This is a genomic window from Eubacterium sp. An11, assembly GCF_002161065.1.
GTDB lineage: Bacteria > Bacillota > Clostridia > Lachnospirales > Lachnospiraceae > Anaerobutyricum > Anaerobutyricum faecale.
In genome coordinates, this window is sequence record NZ_NFLV01000025.1 from 34043 (window position 1) to 49960 (window position 15918).

The window sequence follows — 15918 nt, forward strand, 5'->3', positions numbered from 1 at the left end:
TAAACCGGCAATTACTGTCTTCCCTGTATTTGGAAGGCAGTAATTTGCATATCATCCTAAAATTAAAAAATATATTAAAAATTTGCACCGCAATTGTGAAGGTCGAGGAAAAGAAATATGAGTATAATTTTTGACAAAAATAACAAAACATTTACATTACACACAAAAAACTCTTCATACCAGATGCAGATTGACCCTTATGGTTTTCTTCTTCATTTATATTACGGACGGAGGACCGAGGGGTGCATGGATTATCTTTTGACATATGCAGACAGAGGATTTTCCGGAAATCCTTACGATACGGGAGCAGACAGGACATATTCCATGGATGTTCTGCCTCAGGAATTCCCGCATACCGGACTTGGTGATTATCGGAATGTGGCCTGTACCGTAGTAAATGCAGATCAGTCCCGCTGCTGTGACCTTCGCTATGCAGGGCACGAGATCCGAAAAGGAAAGTATTTCCTCAAAGGTCTGCCGGCTGTATACGCGGATGAATCAGAGGCGGAGACGCTGGAGATTACCTTGAAAGATGCGGTCAGCCAGGTGGAAGTTGCCCTGCTTTACGGCGTACTCCCGGAAGCAGATATCATCACCCGCAGTGCTGTTGTGAAAAACGGAGGCAGCGATACCATTTATCTTGAAAAGCTGCAAAGCGCCTGCCTGGATTTTGTGGGAGGTGATTATGATCTCATCACATTCCATGGAAGGCACTGTATGGACCGGATGTATCAGAGACATCATCTGGCACATGGAACTGCCAGAATCGGAAGCCGGAGAGGAACTTCCAGTCATCAGTACAATCCGATGCTGATTCTTGCTGATCCGGAGACTACAGAAGATTTCGGAAGCTGCTATAGTATGACTTTTATGTACAGCGGAGGCTTTCAGGCAGAAGTGGAGAAAGATCAGTTTAATCAGACCCGTGCCCTCATTGGCCTGCAGCAGGAAGGATTCCGTTATCCGCTGGAGCCGGGCGATACTCTTACTGCACCGGAAGTGATTCTGTCCTTCAGTACGGATGGTCTCAACCGTCTTTCCCAGAATCTCCATAGCTGTATCCGGAATCATGTGTGCAGAGGAAAATATAAAAATGCCATCCGCCCGATTCTTGTCAATAGCTGGGAGGGGGCTTATTTTGATTTTAACGGAGAAACCATTTATCAGCTGGCCGTGCATGCAAAAGAGCTTGGTATTGATATGGTTGTCATGGATGACGGCTGGTTCGGAAAGAGAGACGATGATTTCAGCGGACTGGGTGACTGGTATGTCAATGAAGAAAAGCTGGGAGAATCTCTTGGGCATCTTATCGAAAGAATCAATGCGCTGGGTGTGAAGTTCGGTATCTGGATTGAGCCGGAAGGTATCAATGAGGACAGTCATCTGTACCGGGAACACCCGGACTGGGCGCTTTCCATCCCGGGACGGAAGCCTGTGCGTGCAAGAAATCAGCTTGTGCTTGACTTTTCCCGAAAAGAAGTGGTTGACGCAATTTTCAATATGATCTGCGATGTTTTGGATCAGGGAAATATCGAGTACGTCAAGTGGGATATGAACCGCAGTCTGGATGCTGTTTTCTCCCGCACCGCAAAAGACCAGGGTATGGTTGCCTACGATTACGTGCTGGGACTCTATGATTTCCTGGAGCGGCTCACACAGAGATATCCGAATATTCTTATCGAAGGGTGCAGCGGCGGCGGTGGACGTTTTGACGCAGGCATGTTATACTATACGCCGCAGATTTGGTGCAGTGATAATACCGATGCTCTTGACAGGATAAAGATTCAGTATGGCACTTCTTTCGGTTATCCGGTATCATCCATGGGTTCCCATGTATCGGCGGTGCCGAATCATCAGACCGGAAGAAGCACGACACTGCAGGTGAGAAGTGTGGTTGCCATGGCGGGCACTTTCGGCTATGAGCTTGATTTGGGTACTCTGTCTGAGGAAGGCAGGGAAATTGTGAAGAAGCAGATCAAAGAGTACCGTAAGTACGCGCAGCTCATCAATTATGGAGTATATTACCGCCTGACCAATCCGTTTGAAGAAGAAGCGGCTGCCTGGGAATTTGTTTCTGAAGATGGCAGCGAGGCTCTTCTCAATGTGGTTATGCAGGACATCCACGGAAATATGACTGTAGATTATATCCGCCTGAGAGGATTGATCCCGGGACGGATGTATCGTTCAGAGGAGAGCGGACGACTGTATCCGGCCGACGCGCTGATGCAGACGGGAATACCGATTCCTGTGGAGTATAAAGCCTACCGGGCATATCAGATTCATTTTGTTGCAGAGTAGCAGTTGGAATCCTGCCGTCTCTTTATCACTGACAGCATTTTGTTGACACATACTAACATTTGAAACAAAGAGGGAGATAACAATGAAACGTACGAACACAAGCAAGAAAAAAAGCCGCAAGAAAAGAGTAACAGCAGCGGCCGCAGCAGTTGAGACCGCTGCAGCGGCCACCACTGAGGAACCAGCTGCCAAAGCAGCCGCAAAAGCGGAGCCAAAGGCAGAGGCAAAAGCAGCCGCAGAGCCAGAGGTAAAAGCTGCAGCAAAAGCGGAGCCAAAGGCAGAAGTAAAAGCAGCCGCAAAAGCAGAGCCAAAGGCAGAGGTAAAAGCCGCAGCAAAAGCGGAGCCAAAGGCAGAGGCAAAAGCAGCCGCAGAGCCAGAGGTAAAAGCCGCGGCGAAAGCGGAACCGGCAAAGACAGAAGCTAAACCGGCAGTAAAAGAGGCGGCAAAAGAAGTTGAGGCGAAAGCCGCAGCAGAAAAGCCAGCCGTAAAAGAAACGGTGGAGGCCGAGGAGAAGAAACCGGCAGCCAAAGAACCGGCTCCGAAAAAAGCAGCCAAGAAAGCCTCTAAAACTTCTGCAGCAAAAAAAGCGACAGAAGCGGTGGCTAAAACTGCAGCGGCAGCGAAGAAAGCAGCTGCAGAAGCGGCCAAAAAAGCTGCCGAGGCAGCGGCAAAGGCAGCCAGAACGGCAGTGGACGAAGAATTCTATTATCGTATGGAAAAGAAGAATGATGAGCTTCGCTGGCTGTATATGGAATTGTACGGAAATGATTCCATGTACGCAGAACTGTGTGATAACCTCCATCGTTTCTATATGGAAAGAAATAAAGATTTGAAGGCCATGGATATTGAGCGGGAAAAGAACCCGGAATGGTATAAATCCAACGATATGCTGGGCATGATGCTGTACATTGATAACTTTGCAGGTAATATCAAAGGTGTGGAATCCAAACTGGACTACCTGGAGAAGGCCAATGTCAACTATCTGCATCTGATGCCGTTCCTCGATACCGTGCCGGGCAAATCCGACGGTGGTTATGCGGTAAAAGATTTCCGCAAAGTACGGGAAGATCTGGGAACCATGGAAGATCTGGAACATCTGACAGCGGCCTGCCACAAAAAGAATATGAATGTGTGCATGGACTTTGTCATGAACCATACTTCTGAGGATCATGAGTGGGCAAGACGTGCCCGTGCCGGAGAAGGCGAGTATATGAGCCGTTATTTCTTCTTTGATAATCCGCAGATTCCGCAGCAGTTTGAGCAGACAGTACCACAGGTATTTCCGAGAAACGCACCGGGCAATTTCACCTGGCTGCCGGATATCGGTCACTATGTTATGACCACGTTCTATCCGTACCAGTGGGATCTCAACTACCGGAATCCTCGTGTGTTCAATGAAATGATGTATAATTTCCTGTTCCTTGCCAACAAAGGTATTGATGTCATTCGTATTGATGCAGTTCCGTATATCTGGAAAGAACTGGGAACTCCATGCCGGAACCTGCGCCGGGTTCATACCATTGTCCGCATGATGCGTATCATCGGAGAGATTGTGTGTCCGTCCGTTCTTCTTCTGGGAGAAGTAGTTATGGAGCCGGAAAAGGTTGTGCCGTATTTCGGAACTGTAGAGAAACCGGAATGTCACATGCTTTACAATGTGACGACCATGGCGACCACCTGGCATACAGTGGCGACAAGAGATGTCAGCCTCTTAAAGAGACAGCTTGATATTGTGGCAGGTCTTCCGAAGGAATATGTCTTCCTGAACTACCTGCGCTGCCATGATGACATTGGCTGGGGCCTGGATTATGATTTCCTGAAAGCCAGAGGACAGGAAGAAGTACCGCATAAGAAGTTCCTGAACGATTATTTCCAGGGCTATACAGAAAACAGTACCAGCCGGGGAGAACTTTATGAGTATGATCCGAATACCCAGGATGCCCGGTTCTGTGCCACAACGGCCTCCATGTGCGGTATTGAAAAAGCCGGATTTGAACAGGACAATACAGCCATGGAAAAGGCTATCAAACTGGATGTGATGCTTCACGCCTACATGTTCACTCAGTCTGGTATCCCGGTAATTTACAGCGGGGATGAGGTCGCTCAGGTGAATGATTACACTTATAAAAATGATCCGAATAAGGCTCATGATTCCCGTTACATCCATCGTGGAGCTATGCGCTGGGATCTGGCGGAACATGTGGATGATGCGAACACTGTGGAAGGCAAACTTTTCCAGAGTTTATCCGAGTTGGAGAAAATCCGTAAGACAGAAAAAGTCTTCATGACCAATGCCGATATGTGGACTGTGGAAACCTATGATCCGTCTATCCTGTGTATCGGACGTTACTATGACGGCGAAAAAATGTTTGGTTTATTCAACTTCAGCGAATACGATAAGACCGCATGGATCAATGAGACAGACGGTATGTACAAAAATATGCTGACCGGTGAAGTACGGAAAGCTGCCGGTGTGGATATTCCGGGATATGGATTCTGCTGGCTGAAAAAATTATAAAATGATTCATGCGTCCGGGACGCTTGAGATATGCTCTCATGGCATGAGGGGTATGCCATGAGAGGTTATAACGTGTAAAAAGGAGAAGATAATTATGAGCAAATATGATGTAACTGCCTTGGGAGAACTGTTAATTGATTTCACGGAAAACGGAACCAGTGCACAGGGCAATCCGGTGCTGGAGGCAAATCCGGGCGGAGCGCCTTGTAATGTACTTTCCATGCTGAACCGTCTCGGCCATAAGACCAACTTCATCGGCAAAATTGGAAAAGATATGTTTGGTGATCAGCTGGAAGCAGCTTTAAAGGAAGTAGGGATCGGAACGGACGGTCTCATGCGTGATGACGAAGTACATACCACTCTCGCTTTCGTACATACAGCTCCGGACGGCGACCGTGAATTCTCTTTTTATCGGAACCCGGGTGCGGATATGATGCTCTCTGAGGACGATGTGGATGCAGAACAGATTAAAAACAGTACGATTTTCCATTTCGGTTCTCTGTCCATGACTGATGAGGTATGCCGCAAGGCCACCAGAAAAGCTATTGCTATTGCTGAAGAGGCGGGCATCCTCATGTCCTACGACCCGAACCTCCGGGAGCCGTTATGGAAATCCATGGACCTGGCAAAAGAACAGATTTCCTATGGCCTGGAACACTGCCAGATTTTGAAAATCTCCGATAATGAAATCCAGTGGCTCACTGGTAAAGAAGATTATGACGAGGGTATCGCCATGGTACAGGAGAAGTACAACATTCCGTTGATTCTGCTCTCCCTGGGTAAGACAGGCAGCCGTGCTTACACGAAAAACTGCCGCGTGGAAGTGCCTGCTTTCATTCAGAAAAATACCATCGAGACCACAGGAGCCGGTGATACTTTCGGTGCCTGCATTCTTCACTATGTGCTGGAGCACGGCTGGAAAGAATACAGCGAAGAAGAGTTAAAAGATATGCTCACCTTTGCCAATGCGGCAGCGTCCATCGTTACTACAAGAAAAGGCGCTCTCCGTGTAATGCCGACAAAAGAAGAAGTACAGGCAATGCTGTAAAGCGGCAACAAAGACATAAGAGAGTTATGTCTGCGCTCTGAATATTGGGAATACTGGAGCGGCAGATCTATGAAAATGTGATAAAGCCCGGATCCGGTGGGAAAATATCCCGGCGGTTCCGGGCTTTTGTGTAATCGGCTGAGATTTGTAAAGGTGATAACAGATTTCTCATATATCAGACGATGCCATTCGTTTTCATACAGTTCCTCCCGACTCGACCTTCACTCGGACTGCTGCTGTTTTCTGATCAGCAGGTCTTAGACAGTCCTCCCTCACAGCTCGCGGTCGGAAACTGTATGCACTCCGAATGGCATCTGTATATTGGGAAAATTTCTGTGCCACCTTTACAAAAATCCTGTGCTACGTTGGCAAAACAGCAGGCTATGGCTACAAACGAATCAGCGGATACCAAAATTTATGGTCGTGTCTGTCTGACATGGACCTGCAGAGCAGGCCACACAGGTAGCTTTGCTGTCGGTTTGAATCAGGTATTTTTGCTATAATCCGGGTGATGCAGGAGAAAGGGATTTGCGGCATATGTGATCATGATAGAAAAACGGATCAGGGAAGATCGACGACGACTGTGAACGCAGGCGTCGATGGTAATTACCAAAAAGAAATCCGGTTACCAGCCTGCCGAAGTGGAGGAGGAGACTTCCCTGACTGCGTTTTTCTATGATACATATAAAGCCGCAAATTCTGTCTGTTCTTCTTCGCCAGGATCATTTCAAAACCTATAGGTTCAAAGCGACAAATCCTAATTTGCCAGCCCGAAAAACGGAGATTTTTCTGGAAGCACCTGCGGCATTGTGATAAGATGAAACTGAAATGATAAGTGAGTGTTTATTTGCATGTAAAGAAAGGGAAAAATATGGATAAATGGAGAAGAATCAAGTATCAGCCGAATCAGCCTTTGTATCCTGGCAGGGACAGGGTAACGGCAGGACGGGAGCATATTGCTTTATCGAGGCGGGCTGCCGGCGAGGGCATGGTATTGCTGAAAAATGACAATAATGTTTTGCCGCTGGCCCGTGGGGAGAGAGTGGCTCTTTTTGGAAAGGGCAGTATTGATTACGTAAAAGGCGGCGGCGGGAGCGGTGACGTCACTGTGGATTATGTGAAGAATCTGTGGGATGGCATGAAGGAGAAAGAAAACGAGGGAAAAGTGACTCTCATGCCGGAACTTTATGGGTTTTACAGTAAAAATGTGGAGAAACAGTATGAGGAAGGCGCTGTGCCAGGTATGACCGTGGAGCCGGAGCTTCCGGATGAGCTGCTGCAGATGGCAAAAAGTTTTGCGGATACAGCAGTGGTCTCCATCTGCCGTTTTTCCGGAGAGAGCTGGGACAGACAAATTGCTTCCGATGAGGGAACTTCGTTTATCCCTGATACAGAGAAACATTTTGTGGAACTTAGAAACCGCATTTTTGAGGATGGAGATTTTTATCTCACAAAGGGTGAGAAAGCTCTGATCGAGAAAGTTGCCGGCAGTTTTGACAAGGTGGCCGTGGTTCTCAATGTGGGAGGCGTTGTGGATAGTACATGGTTCAAAAAAGATGAGCGCATAGACAGTGTGCTGCTGTCCTGGCAGGCCGGCATGGAAGGCGGTGCCGCTACAGCGGATATTCTGTGCGGCGATGTGAATCCGTCCGGAAAACTGACAGATACTTTTGCGTCCTCTCTGGAGGATTACCCATCCACGGAACATTTCCATGACTCGCCGGATTATGTGGATTATACAGAGGATATTTATGTGGGCTATCGCTACTTTGAGACCATGGAAGGGGCCAGAAAGAAGGTCAACTATCCATTTGGATTTGGTCTGTCTTATACGGAATTCGCGCTGGAAGACAGCCAGATCAGTTACACCAGTACAGGCGCAAAACTGACGGTTCAGGTAACGAATGTGGGAGATTGTGCCGGAAAAGAAGTGGTGCAGGTGTATTACAGCGCTCCTCAGGGAAAATTAGGTAAACCATTCCGGGAGCTGGCGGATTACAAAAAAACACGGCTCTTACAGCCGGGCGAATCCCAGTGTGTACATTTCCTGATTCCGTACGCATCCATGGCGTCTTTTGATGATCTGGGCAAAATAAAGAAATCAGCCTGGGTTCTGGAAGCGGGGGACTATGCTTTTTATGTGGGAACATCCGTGGAAAATGTTCATAAACTGGAAGAAATGTATTGCCTGGATAAGGATATCGTCACGGAGCAGCTCACCAGCCAGTGTGCGCCGTCTGCCTTGCCGAAACGTCTGCTGGCTGACGGAAGTTATGAAGAATTGCCTGTGGACGAGGAAGCTTTGGATGATTCCTCAGCGAAAAGGCGGGAAAGAGAATTAAAAGAGCAGGCTGCACTGAAACTGGCGCCGCAGAATTACGATGCTCTGGAAGGCGCGCAGCCATATCCGTATGCACCGGAAGATTTTGCAGCCAGGGGAGAGCAGAGAGACAGGATGACCCTTCAGGATGTGGCAGATGGAAAAATAACTCTGGATGCATTTATCAGTCATCTGGAAGTGGAAGAGCTGGCGGCACTTCTGGGCGGACAGCCGAATATGGGTGTGTCTGATACCTTCGGCGTAGGTAATCTGGCAGAATGCGGGATTCCGAATGTGCTGACTGCCGACGGTCCGGCAGGTCTCCGTATCCGGCCGGAGAGAGGGGTTAGCACCACTGCATGGCCATGTGCGACTCTTCTTGCCTGCACCTGGAATACAGAGCTGGTGGAAGCGGTGGGACGCGCCGGAGCTGAGGAAGTCAAGGAGAATAACCTCGGCGTCTGGCTGACGCCGGCCATCAATATCCACAGAAGTCCGCTCTGCGGCCGAAACTTTGAATATTGTTCCGAAGACCCGGTGGTATCGGGAAAAACCGGAGCGGCTCTGGTGAAAGGAATTCAGTCCATGCATATCGGGGCAGAACTGAAACATTTTGCCTGCAACAATAAAGAGACCAATCGTAAGGAAAGCGATTCCAGAGTGTCAGAACGTGCCCTCAGGGAAATTTATCTGAAAGGATTTGAAATTGTTGTCAAAGAGGCAAAACCATATATGGTCATGTCCTCCTACAATCTGATCAACGGCGTGCGTGCTTCCGAAAACAAGGAACTGCTGACCAACATCCTCCGGGATGAATGGGGGTTCGAAGGCCTGGTGACCACAGACTGGTACACCCATGGCGAGCATTATAAGGAAGTAAAAGCCGGAAATGACATCAAAATGGGCCGTGGTTTCGCCGACAGACTGATGCAGGCATATCAGGAAGGCGTTCTCACCAGAGAAGAAATGGAGACCAGCGTGCGTCGCCTTCTCCGTGTGATCCTGGCAATAGATTAGGAAGAATTTGCCGCAGAATACATTTTCCAATGGGACAAGAACATATCCACTGACTGATATGTTTTTGTCCGGACAAATGATATTCTGCGGCTATTTTCGTATACTTTGTGATTTATTGATTGGTATAACGCAGTCCCTGGAAGGAAGTCGTGATCTTCCGAATCTTTTTCTGCCCTTTCTTCAGGGAAATGGACTTTCCGTTATAGGTATATCCCCTCTTCTTAAACTTTCCATTGAAATATTTGATCTTATATTTCTTTTTCAGTTTCTTTCCCTTATACTGCCACACCGTATAGGAATATCCGCCGGTGTCTGCCTGTACAAAACAGACCTGATGTTTCCGGGTGGAATAATACATGAGCGGAGCGGACTTTCCCAGGGCAGCGACCTTCAATTTTTTCACCTTATTGGCGGAAGCATTGTAGGTATAAAGATAAGATTTCCCTCCGATCATCTGTGTGAAGAGAAATTCCGGCACCTGGTCTCCGTTGATATCCGCCATGTCATAGCCGTAGCGGTTGTAAGAGGCGGCAATGAGCTTCCGGTTTAAAAAAGCGGAATAACAGCTTCTTGCCTTATCGGCCATTACGGCAGACGAAGCTGGTGCAGCGGCATCCGCGCCGGCAGGCAGCAGTATGCCCAGGAAAAGCGCTGCCGACAAAGGAATGACATATCGTTTCTTTTTCATATTTTTCTCCTTTCCTTGCCATGGGTGCATCGTATTCCATGACAAAATACCCGTAAATGATCTTAAAATTGTCATTATTTTATCATATACCGGACCGAAAGAAAATGTGGACAAAGGCAATTTTTATATAGACTTTCTATAAAGAATGATTAAGGCGGAGTATTTTGCTCCGCCTTTTGATCTCACTCCAGCTTCCCAAAGTTCTCTGGTGGCCAGAATCGGTATTCAACCTTCCCAACGATATCACTTCTTTTTACCATACCCACATCAAACCGGCTGTCTCGGCTGTTTTGTCGGTTATCGCCCAGACAGAAGTACTCATCCGGGCCGACGGTGACCGGTTCGGCGGCGATGCCGGCCTCTTCCGTATAGCCGTCTTTGGCGTATATGTCAGAGTCCAGCTTTTCTCCATTGATGTACACGGCGCCGTCTTTGATCTGCACGGTCTCGCCCGGCATACCAATGATTCTTTTGATATAGTACGGAGACTCGCCGTCTTCTTCTACGCCGGGGAAGACGATAATGTCAAAACGTTCCGGTTCAGAGAACCGGTAGGATATTTTGTCCAGCAGGAGATTTTCCTTATTATGAAGGGTATTCTCCATGGATTGGCCGTTGACTACTGTCCGCTGCCCCACAAACTGGAGCACCAGGAAAATGGCAGCGAACAGCAGAAGATAGGGCAGGATTTCTTTGATAACTGCAAGTATTTTGTTCATAATGTTTCCTCTCATCACCCATAGTTTCTAAAGCGTGTGCCACAAATTACATTTTATAAAGTATAGTCGGCAAATTACATTTATATATTATAATCTGTAAATCACAGTTTGCAAATCAGAATCTTCAGATTATAATCAAAATGTAATAAACCTGCTGTTAATCAGATGCAGAAGGATTTCTCGTATTTTCGGAAGTTTGGGACTGCCAGATCAGGCGTTTCAGCCCCTTCATGGTAAAGGTGACATCCATCTCTCCGGAAGTTTCAGCGGCTACCTGTTCATCAGTGCTGTAAAAAACGATGTATCCGATTCGTTCTCCATTTGGAAGCTGATCCTGAGAATTCCAGTGTGGTTTATGCCAGGCTGTTACATCCTGATAAGGATAGCTGATTTTTACTCGCCAGTCATCGGACTTCTCTTGTTTGGATAAATCCTGTACCTCTGCGGTTCCGGATGTTTTAACAGGAGCCGATTTGTTGGCGGATGTATTTTCTGTACCGGAAGTCTCTTCTGATACGGATACATCGGTGCCGTTTTCTGCACTCATCGGTTCTTCCTCCTGTCCGGTCGGATAGCGGTCGTCCACATCCAGAGATAAGAGAGAAAATGTATCGCCTTCTTTTTTGCCGGTAAAATCAAAATATATCCACCATTGGTAATTATTCAGCATGATATCGCCCACAGAGATAACGCCATAGTCATCTTCGTACAATACTTTTCCAATATCCGGAGAATCCGACGCAATATGCACGGTGAATGAAAGCTTCTGATTCCAGGGAACGCTGGTGAGAGAGTAGCGGTCCCGGTGCTCCCGGATATTCTGCATGTAAGCCTCTTCGTTTTCTGCGGAAATCCCTCCATTCTCTGCAGAAAAAATGGGCACCCAGGCTTTTCCGCCGTTCTGCTTCAAGGCAATGACGATATATATTGCCGAAACCAGCAGCGTCAGAACAACCAAAATATAAAAAGATACATGGTTTGCTTGTCTGTTTTTCATGACAACACCTCCCCCATTCATGAAAATTTGTGGCTGCAACACGCTATAAGTACTAACTTCTTATAATACATAATATCATTAAGAAGAAAGGATGACAAGGAAAAACACTATTTTGTGATGAGCTGTCTGTTGCTGTCCGTATTTTTTACAAAAGGAACAGCCGATTCCATTGTCTTATAAGAATCTCTTCGTTTTTCATATTTTGAAGCCTTTAAATAACCAAAATTTTTGATTATCTTTCCCTCTTTTTTAAAGACAGACCGGTCTGTGCAGTCTGCGCCTTTGGCGCTGTGACAGTTGAAATATTCGTGGGTGATCACTTTCCCTTTCTTTATGGTATAAAGAGAAGAGAAATCGGAACCGCCGTTACAAAGATAGTATTTTCCGTTCTTTTCTTTCAGACTGATGAGCCGTCCGCCATAATCTCTGAAGGCTTTCATCTTTTTTATCTGTCCGTCAGAAAATGCATATACCTTGCAGTCCCTGAAACAGGTTTTTCCGTTTACGACTTCTTTTTGCCCTTTTCCGATAATCAGAACAGGGGCATTTTTGTGTCCGATATTTACAATCTGGAAATACTTGTTCTGTCCGATTTTCTTAGACAGAAACTGTGTATAGGCCTGTTCCGGCGTCTGTGTCTTTTCCTTCGCGGCCTGTGTCGGCACGGTGGTGAAAAGCAGCAGCAGGGTCGTCATAGCAAATGTAAAAAGAAACGATGTGATTTTTTTAGTTTTCATGAAAAAACCTCCTTTGCAAATACAATAGATATGATTGATTGGTGACTACATAAACAAGTGTATAATAGATGGCCATCTATTCTATAAGTACCAATTCAGAAGGAAAAACCACATGTTTTCTGATTTTTAGTGGGATTTCTTTTTAAAAAAGTGTGTATATCAGATTCTGATATTACAAGGGGCTTCGTCAGTTATCGATTTTATTCTCCATTTCTGAAAGAGACATTTTGTCATCGGAAATTTGAGAACTTCTTGTGATGCCACCTTCCGTTTGTTCAGATGTATAGCGTTCTGCCATATCGTTGACTATCTCGTAGACTCCCTCATATACGTTGACTGGATTGTAATGGAGCACTCCATTGTCTTCATAGCTTTCTAAAAACCAGATGTACTGTTTGCCCTCTTCTGGCTGCTGGTCCTATGTCAAGATTTAGCGCAAGTTAAAATGAGAAATTTATCCTCATCTTAACTTACTAAGAGCAGTTCGTTTGTCTGTGTCTGCTCATATAGTTTTTCAAAGTCATTTGGCGACATATAATCGCAATGACTATGAATCCGTTTGGTATTATAAAAGGCTTCAATATACTCGAAGATCAGACGATATGCCTGCTGATAATCACGTATTTTAAACCGGTTCAGCCATTCCCGTTTGATAAGTGCATGAAACGATTCGATACATGCATTATCCCAGGGGAAAGCCTTTTTCGAGTAGCTGCGCTGCATTTTTGCAGTAGCTTCTCGATAAGCCTGGGATACATACTGACTTCCTCTGTCACTGTGGATAATTAACGGCAGCTCTGTATTCCGTCTGGCTTTCGCTTTATTGATGCTATCAATCACACAGGATACCTCTAAAGTCTGGCTGAGTGTCCAGGCAATAATCTTACGGGAAAATAGATCCATAATGCTTGTCAGATAGACAAATCCATCGGTCGTCCAGATATACGTGATATCACTGCACCATACCGCATTTGGGCGTTCAGGAGTAAACTGTTCATCCAGGATATTTTGAAGTTCGTTACTGAAATCGGAATCTATGGTAGTGATCGTCCATGGTTTCACTCATTGGGCTTTAATCCCCATTTCCTTCATATATTTTCCAACGGTACGTTCTGAGATGGTCTCTCCCTTCTGACGTAGTTTTCTGGTGATTTTTGGAGCTCCGTAGTTTTGCTTTGATTCATCATAAATATCCTGTATTTTGGCTTTTATGTATTCCCTGCGTTTTTCTGTATCAGAAGGGGTACGGTTTAGCCACGAACGATATCCAGACCGTGAAACGCCTAAATATTTCAGCATTCCGGAGACGGAGACCCGGCGATTCTGTTTTCTGGCAGCTTCCGTCTTTTCAGAAACCTCGAGATAAATGGCTTCTGTTATTTTCCCAGAATGCTGATAGCTTTTTTTAGTACATCAAGTGCGTCCTGGGCATCACGGAGTTCGCGTTTCAGACGTGCAATCTCCTTTTGCTCGTCAGAGGCGTAATTGCCAGAGCCACGCACAGGGATATCTCCAGACTCCCGGAAATCCTTCAGCCATTTTGTCAGAGTGCTGTAACCCACACCGAGATTTTGGGCACAACCACGAACACCAAGCTCCTTGTGATCGAAATAATACTGGACTGCATCCAGTTTAAACTGTTTGTCATGTTGCTTTGCCATAATGAGATCCTCCTTCCGTACGATACTTCTATTGTATCACGTATTGTCTATTTGGAATTTTCTCATTTTGACTTGCACTATTTGTATTCTAGCACCATTCATATTGTTAAACGATGAAAGTGTATAGTATCAACCGACATCTTTTGCCTGCCATGTAAGAAGCTTAAGTCACTTCATGATGAAGATGCCAGGAAGTACTGTCGGCATAAGGATAGCTGATCTTTACCCGCCAGTCATCGAACGCTTCTTCTTTTGTAAGGTTCTCTACAGTAGCAATACCGCTGGAAAAAGCCGAAGATTCAATAACATTTCCAGTATTGGTTGGTTTATTTGGTTTTCTTTCATGGTAACACCTCCTGGTTTTGCCTTTCTGATCAGTCCATGCAAATGTGCCAAGCTGTCTCAAAAAGGAACGTTGCTGAAAGAAAGAATCGCATTGAAGCTGTCCAAATGTAAAGAAAAAATATATTCTTCATAACTTTAAGTTATAATACAGCATTGAGAACCTTGTGAATATTGTTATGAAGCTTTCTTTAGTGAAAATAATAAAGTTGATGCAGTAAAAATATTATATACAGGGAAAATTCCATAAGTATATGGACAATATACATATAAATAGTAGCCAATTAACAAACTTATGATTGCTAAAAGAATATTTACGATTATCATTTTGTTTTCTCCGCGTATCAGAAAAACGTTTAATAATGCTATAATAATCGGAAATGCACAACTTACAAAGATAAGAAGTTTCGGTGAAAAAGTAGTGACTGCATAATGCTCGGCAAATCTATAACACAATGGGTAGATAGAAGCAATAACAATAAGTAGTAATGCTGTTATATAATGCTGGAATTTTGCCATAGCGTATCCCTCCTTTTCAGACATGATTTGTCATTTCCAAAACCCAGTTGGAATTCCCCCTTTTGAGTTTAACTGTTTGAACAGTTCCCATTTTATAGATAAATGTACCGGAGCTATAAGCTACAGCGCTCCAGGAAGGAGAATATGACCATGTGCAGGGTTTATTTGCACAAGTGATATTGTGCTTTTTTTCGATTGTTTTTCCAGCAGATGTTACGCCATATACACCAACAGTTACCTTATTGGATGTAATAGAAATACCACTTCCTTGGGATGAACCTGATGACCCGGTGAGAGATTTTAGTTTTCCCGAAGCTTTAATCATTTTTATATATTCTTTATTGCCATTTTTGGTAATTGTATAGGTTATTGTAGAAACACATTTGACAGTCCCTGTTTTATCACTTTCTTTCTTTTTTTTCGATTCTTCACTTCCAGCTGCATTGACATTAAGTGATATCAAATCAAACAGAGCACTTTTATTTTCTTTAAGTAGTTCATCAGAAATAGTATAAGTAGTTTCCGTTTCATGTAATTCAACACATTCCTAACATTGGACTTAAGGTTAAAAGTGTTACCATCATTATACTTGTAAAAATTTTTCTCATAAATATACCTCCTCCAATTAAGTAATCATATAATTTTGAATGTGTCATAAATTCCTTTCAATCATAGGCATCTCTCCCGCTCATTACTGGTAGCGATAAAAAGTAGTAAACAATTTTTTAATATAATTACATTACATTAAAATAATAAAAAAGTCAATACATATTTGAATCAAATGTATTGAAAATAGATTCTGATTTGTTATAATAGATAAAAGAATACAATGTATTTGGAACTTTAAGTGTATTTTCCCTGAATGAAAAAGCGGAGACGTATGTGTTCAGGGAAATATATCCAAATTGGCTGTAAATGAAAAAATTCGCGAAAGGGGAAGCAGTGTGAAAGATATTACCCAAAAATATTTAAAATCAGTAAAAAAGCTATTTCCTATCTATGGAAAAAAGGAGAGACAATATATCAAAAACCTGCAGACGCCATTGCAGGAGTA

Annotated in this window: 14 protein-coding genes; 4 read left to right on the forward strand and 10 right to left on the reverse strand. The window is 44.8% G+C overall.

Annotated elements, in window-relative coordinates:
- Nucleotides 1-117: 117 nt before the first annotated feature.
- From B5E53_RS14710 to B5E53_RS14725, 4 genes are all read left to right on the forward strand, one after another.
- A complete protein-coding gene (locus B5E53_RS14710) occupies nucleotides 118-2298 on the forward strand; it encodes an alpha-galactosidase (protein WP_087316372.1) in 2181 nt (726 codons plus the stop codon).
- A 712-nt stretch (nucleotides 2299-3010) separates the two neighbouring features.
- On the forward strand, nucleotides 3011-4816 hold the full coding sequence (locus tag B5E53_RS14715; protein WP_242963759.1) for an alpha-amylase family protein: 1806 nt from the start codon (nucleotides 3011-3013) through the stop codon (nucleotides 4814-4816).
- Between the two features lie 94 nt (nucleotides 4817-4910).
- Nucleotides 4911-5864: a PfkB family carbohydrate kinase gene (locus B5E53_RS14720; protein ID WP_191531608.1), complete on the forward strand. Its 954-nt coding sequence runs from the start codon at nucleotides 4911-4913 to the stop codon at nucleotides 5862-5864.
- 871 nt (nucleotides 5865-6735) lie between these two features.
- On the forward strand, nucleotides 6736-9201 hold the full coding sequence (locus tag B5E53_RS14725) for a glycoside hydrolase family 3 protein (RefSeq protein WP_087316379.1): 2466 nt from the start codon (nucleotides 6736-6738) through the stop codon (nucleotides 9199-9201).
- A 112-nt stretch (nucleotides 9202-9313) separates the two neighbouring features.
- Here B5E53_RS14725 and B5E53_RS14730 read toward each other — a convergent pair whose 3' ends face one another.
- The 10 genes from B5E53_RS14730 to B5E53_RS18925 form a co-directional block, all read right to left on the reverse strand.
- Nucleotides 9314-9889: a hypothetical protein gene (locus tag B5E53_RS14730; RefSeq protein WP_087316381.1), complete on the reverse strand. Its 576-nt coding sequence runs from the start codon at nucleotides 9887-9889 to the stop codon at nucleotides 9314-9316.
- A gap of 182 nt (nucleotides 9890-10071) precedes the next feature.
- A complete protein-coding gene (gene lepB / locus B5E53_RS14735) occupies nucleotides 10072-10608 on the reverse strand; it encodes a signal peptidase I (RefSeq protein WP_242963750.1) in 537 nt (178 codons plus the stop codon).
- A gap of 157 nt (nucleotides 10609-10765) precedes the next feature.
- On the reverse strand, nucleotides 10766-11605 hold the full coding sequence (locus B5E53_RS14740) for a hypothetical protein (protein ID WP_087316386.1): 840 nt from the start codon (nucleotides 11603-11605) through the stop codon (nucleotides 10766-10768).
- 107 nt (nucleotides 11606-11712) lie between these two features.
- On the reverse strand, nucleotides 11713-12342 hold the full coding sequence (locus B5E53_RS14745; protein WP_087316388.1) for a hypothetical protein: 630 nt from the start codon (nucleotides 12340-12342) through the stop codon (nucleotides 11713-11715).
- A gap of 465 nt (nucleotides 12343-12807) precedes the next feature.
- Complete coding sequence (locus B5E53_RS14750) at nucleotides 12808-13404, reverse strand: IS3 family transposase (RefSeq protein ID WP_242963751.1); 597 nt, start codon at nucleotides 13402-13404, stop codon at nucleotides 12808-12810.
- The gene (locus tag B5E53_RS19825; protein WP_242963753.1) at nucleotides 13405-13641 is read right to left on the reverse strand and encodes an IS3 family transposase; all 237 of its coding nucleotides are present in this window, start codon (nucleotides 13639-13641) and stop codon (nucleotides 13405-13407) included.
- A gap of 77 nt (nucleotides 13642-13718) precedes the next feature.
- Nucleotides 13719-14003, reverse strand: a complete 285-nt coding sequence (locus tag B5E53_RS14755) for a transposase (protein ID WP_207752756.1) — start codon at nucleotides 14001-14003, stop codon at nucleotides 13719-13721.
- Nucleotides 14004-14166: 163 nt separating this feature from the next.
- Complete coding sequence (locus tag B5E53_RS14760) at nucleotides 14167-14409, reverse strand: hypothetical protein (protein ID WP_087316391.1); 243 nt, start codon at nucleotides 14407-14409, stop codon at nucleotides 14167-14169.
- A 113-nt stretch (nucleotides 14410-14522) separates the two neighbouring features.
- Nucleotides 14523-14864 carry a hypothetical protein gene (locus B5E53_RS14765; protein WP_087316393.1) on the reverse strand — a complete coding sequence of 114 codons (342 nt, stop codon included), beginning with the start codon at nucleotides 14862-14864 and terminating at the stop codon, nucleotides 14523-14525.
- A gap of 16 nt (nucleotides 14865-14880) precedes the next feature.
- Entirely contained in the window at nucleotides 14881-15327 is a 447-nt protein-coding gene (locus B5E53_RS18925) for a hypothetical protein (RefSeq protein WP_140401511.1), read from the reverse strand.
- Between the last annotated feature and the right edge of the window lie 591 nt (nucleotides 15328-15918).

Excerpts from the sequence above, each read along its gene's own strand:
- B5E53_RS14710 (WP_087316372.1), top strand. The coding sequence starts at position 118 with ATGAGTATAATTTTTGACAAAAATAACAAAACATTTACATTACACACA.
- B5E53_RS14715 (WP_242963759.1), top strand. The coding sequence starts at position 3,011 with ATGGAAAAGAAGAATGATGAGCTTCGCTGGCTGTATATGGAATTGTAC.
- B5E53_RS14720 (WP_191531608.1), top strand. The coding sequence starts at position 4,911 with ATGAGCAAATATGATGTAACTGCCTTGGGAGAACTGTTAATTGATTTC.
- B5E53_RS14725 (WP_087316379.1), top strand. The coding sequence starts at position 6,736 with ATGGATAAATGGAGAAGAATCAAGTATCAGCCGAATCAGCCTTTGTAT.
- B5E53_RS14730 (WP_087316381.1), bottom strand. The coding sequence starts at position 9,889 with ATGAAAAAGAAACGATATGTCATTCCTTTGTCGGCAGCGCTTTTCCTG.
- lepB (WP_242963750.1), bottom strand. The coding sequence starts at position 10,608 with ATGAACAAAATACTTGCAGTTATCAAAGAAATCCTGCCCTATCTTCTG.
- B5E53_RS14740 (WP_087316386.1), bottom strand. The coding sequence starts at position 11,605 with ATGAAAAACAGACAAGCAAACCATGTATCTTTTTATATTTTGGTTGTT.
- B5E53_RS14745 (WP_087316388.1), bottom strand. The coding sequence starts at position 12,342 with ATGAAAACTAAAAAAATCACATCGTTTCTTTTTACATTTGCTATGACG.
- B5E53_RS19825 (WP_242963753.1), bottom strand. The coding sequence starts at position 13,641 with ATGCTGAAATATTTAGGCGTTTCACGGTCTGGATATCGTTCGTGGCTA.
- B5E53_RS14755 (WP_207752756.1), bottom strand. The coding sequence starts at position 14,003 with ATGGCAAAGCAACATGACAAACAGTTTAAACTGGATGCAGTCCAGTAT.
- B5E53_RS14765 (WP_087316393.1), bottom strand. The coding sequence starts at position 14,864 with ATGGCAAAATTCCAGCATTATATAACAGCATTACTACTTATTGTTATT.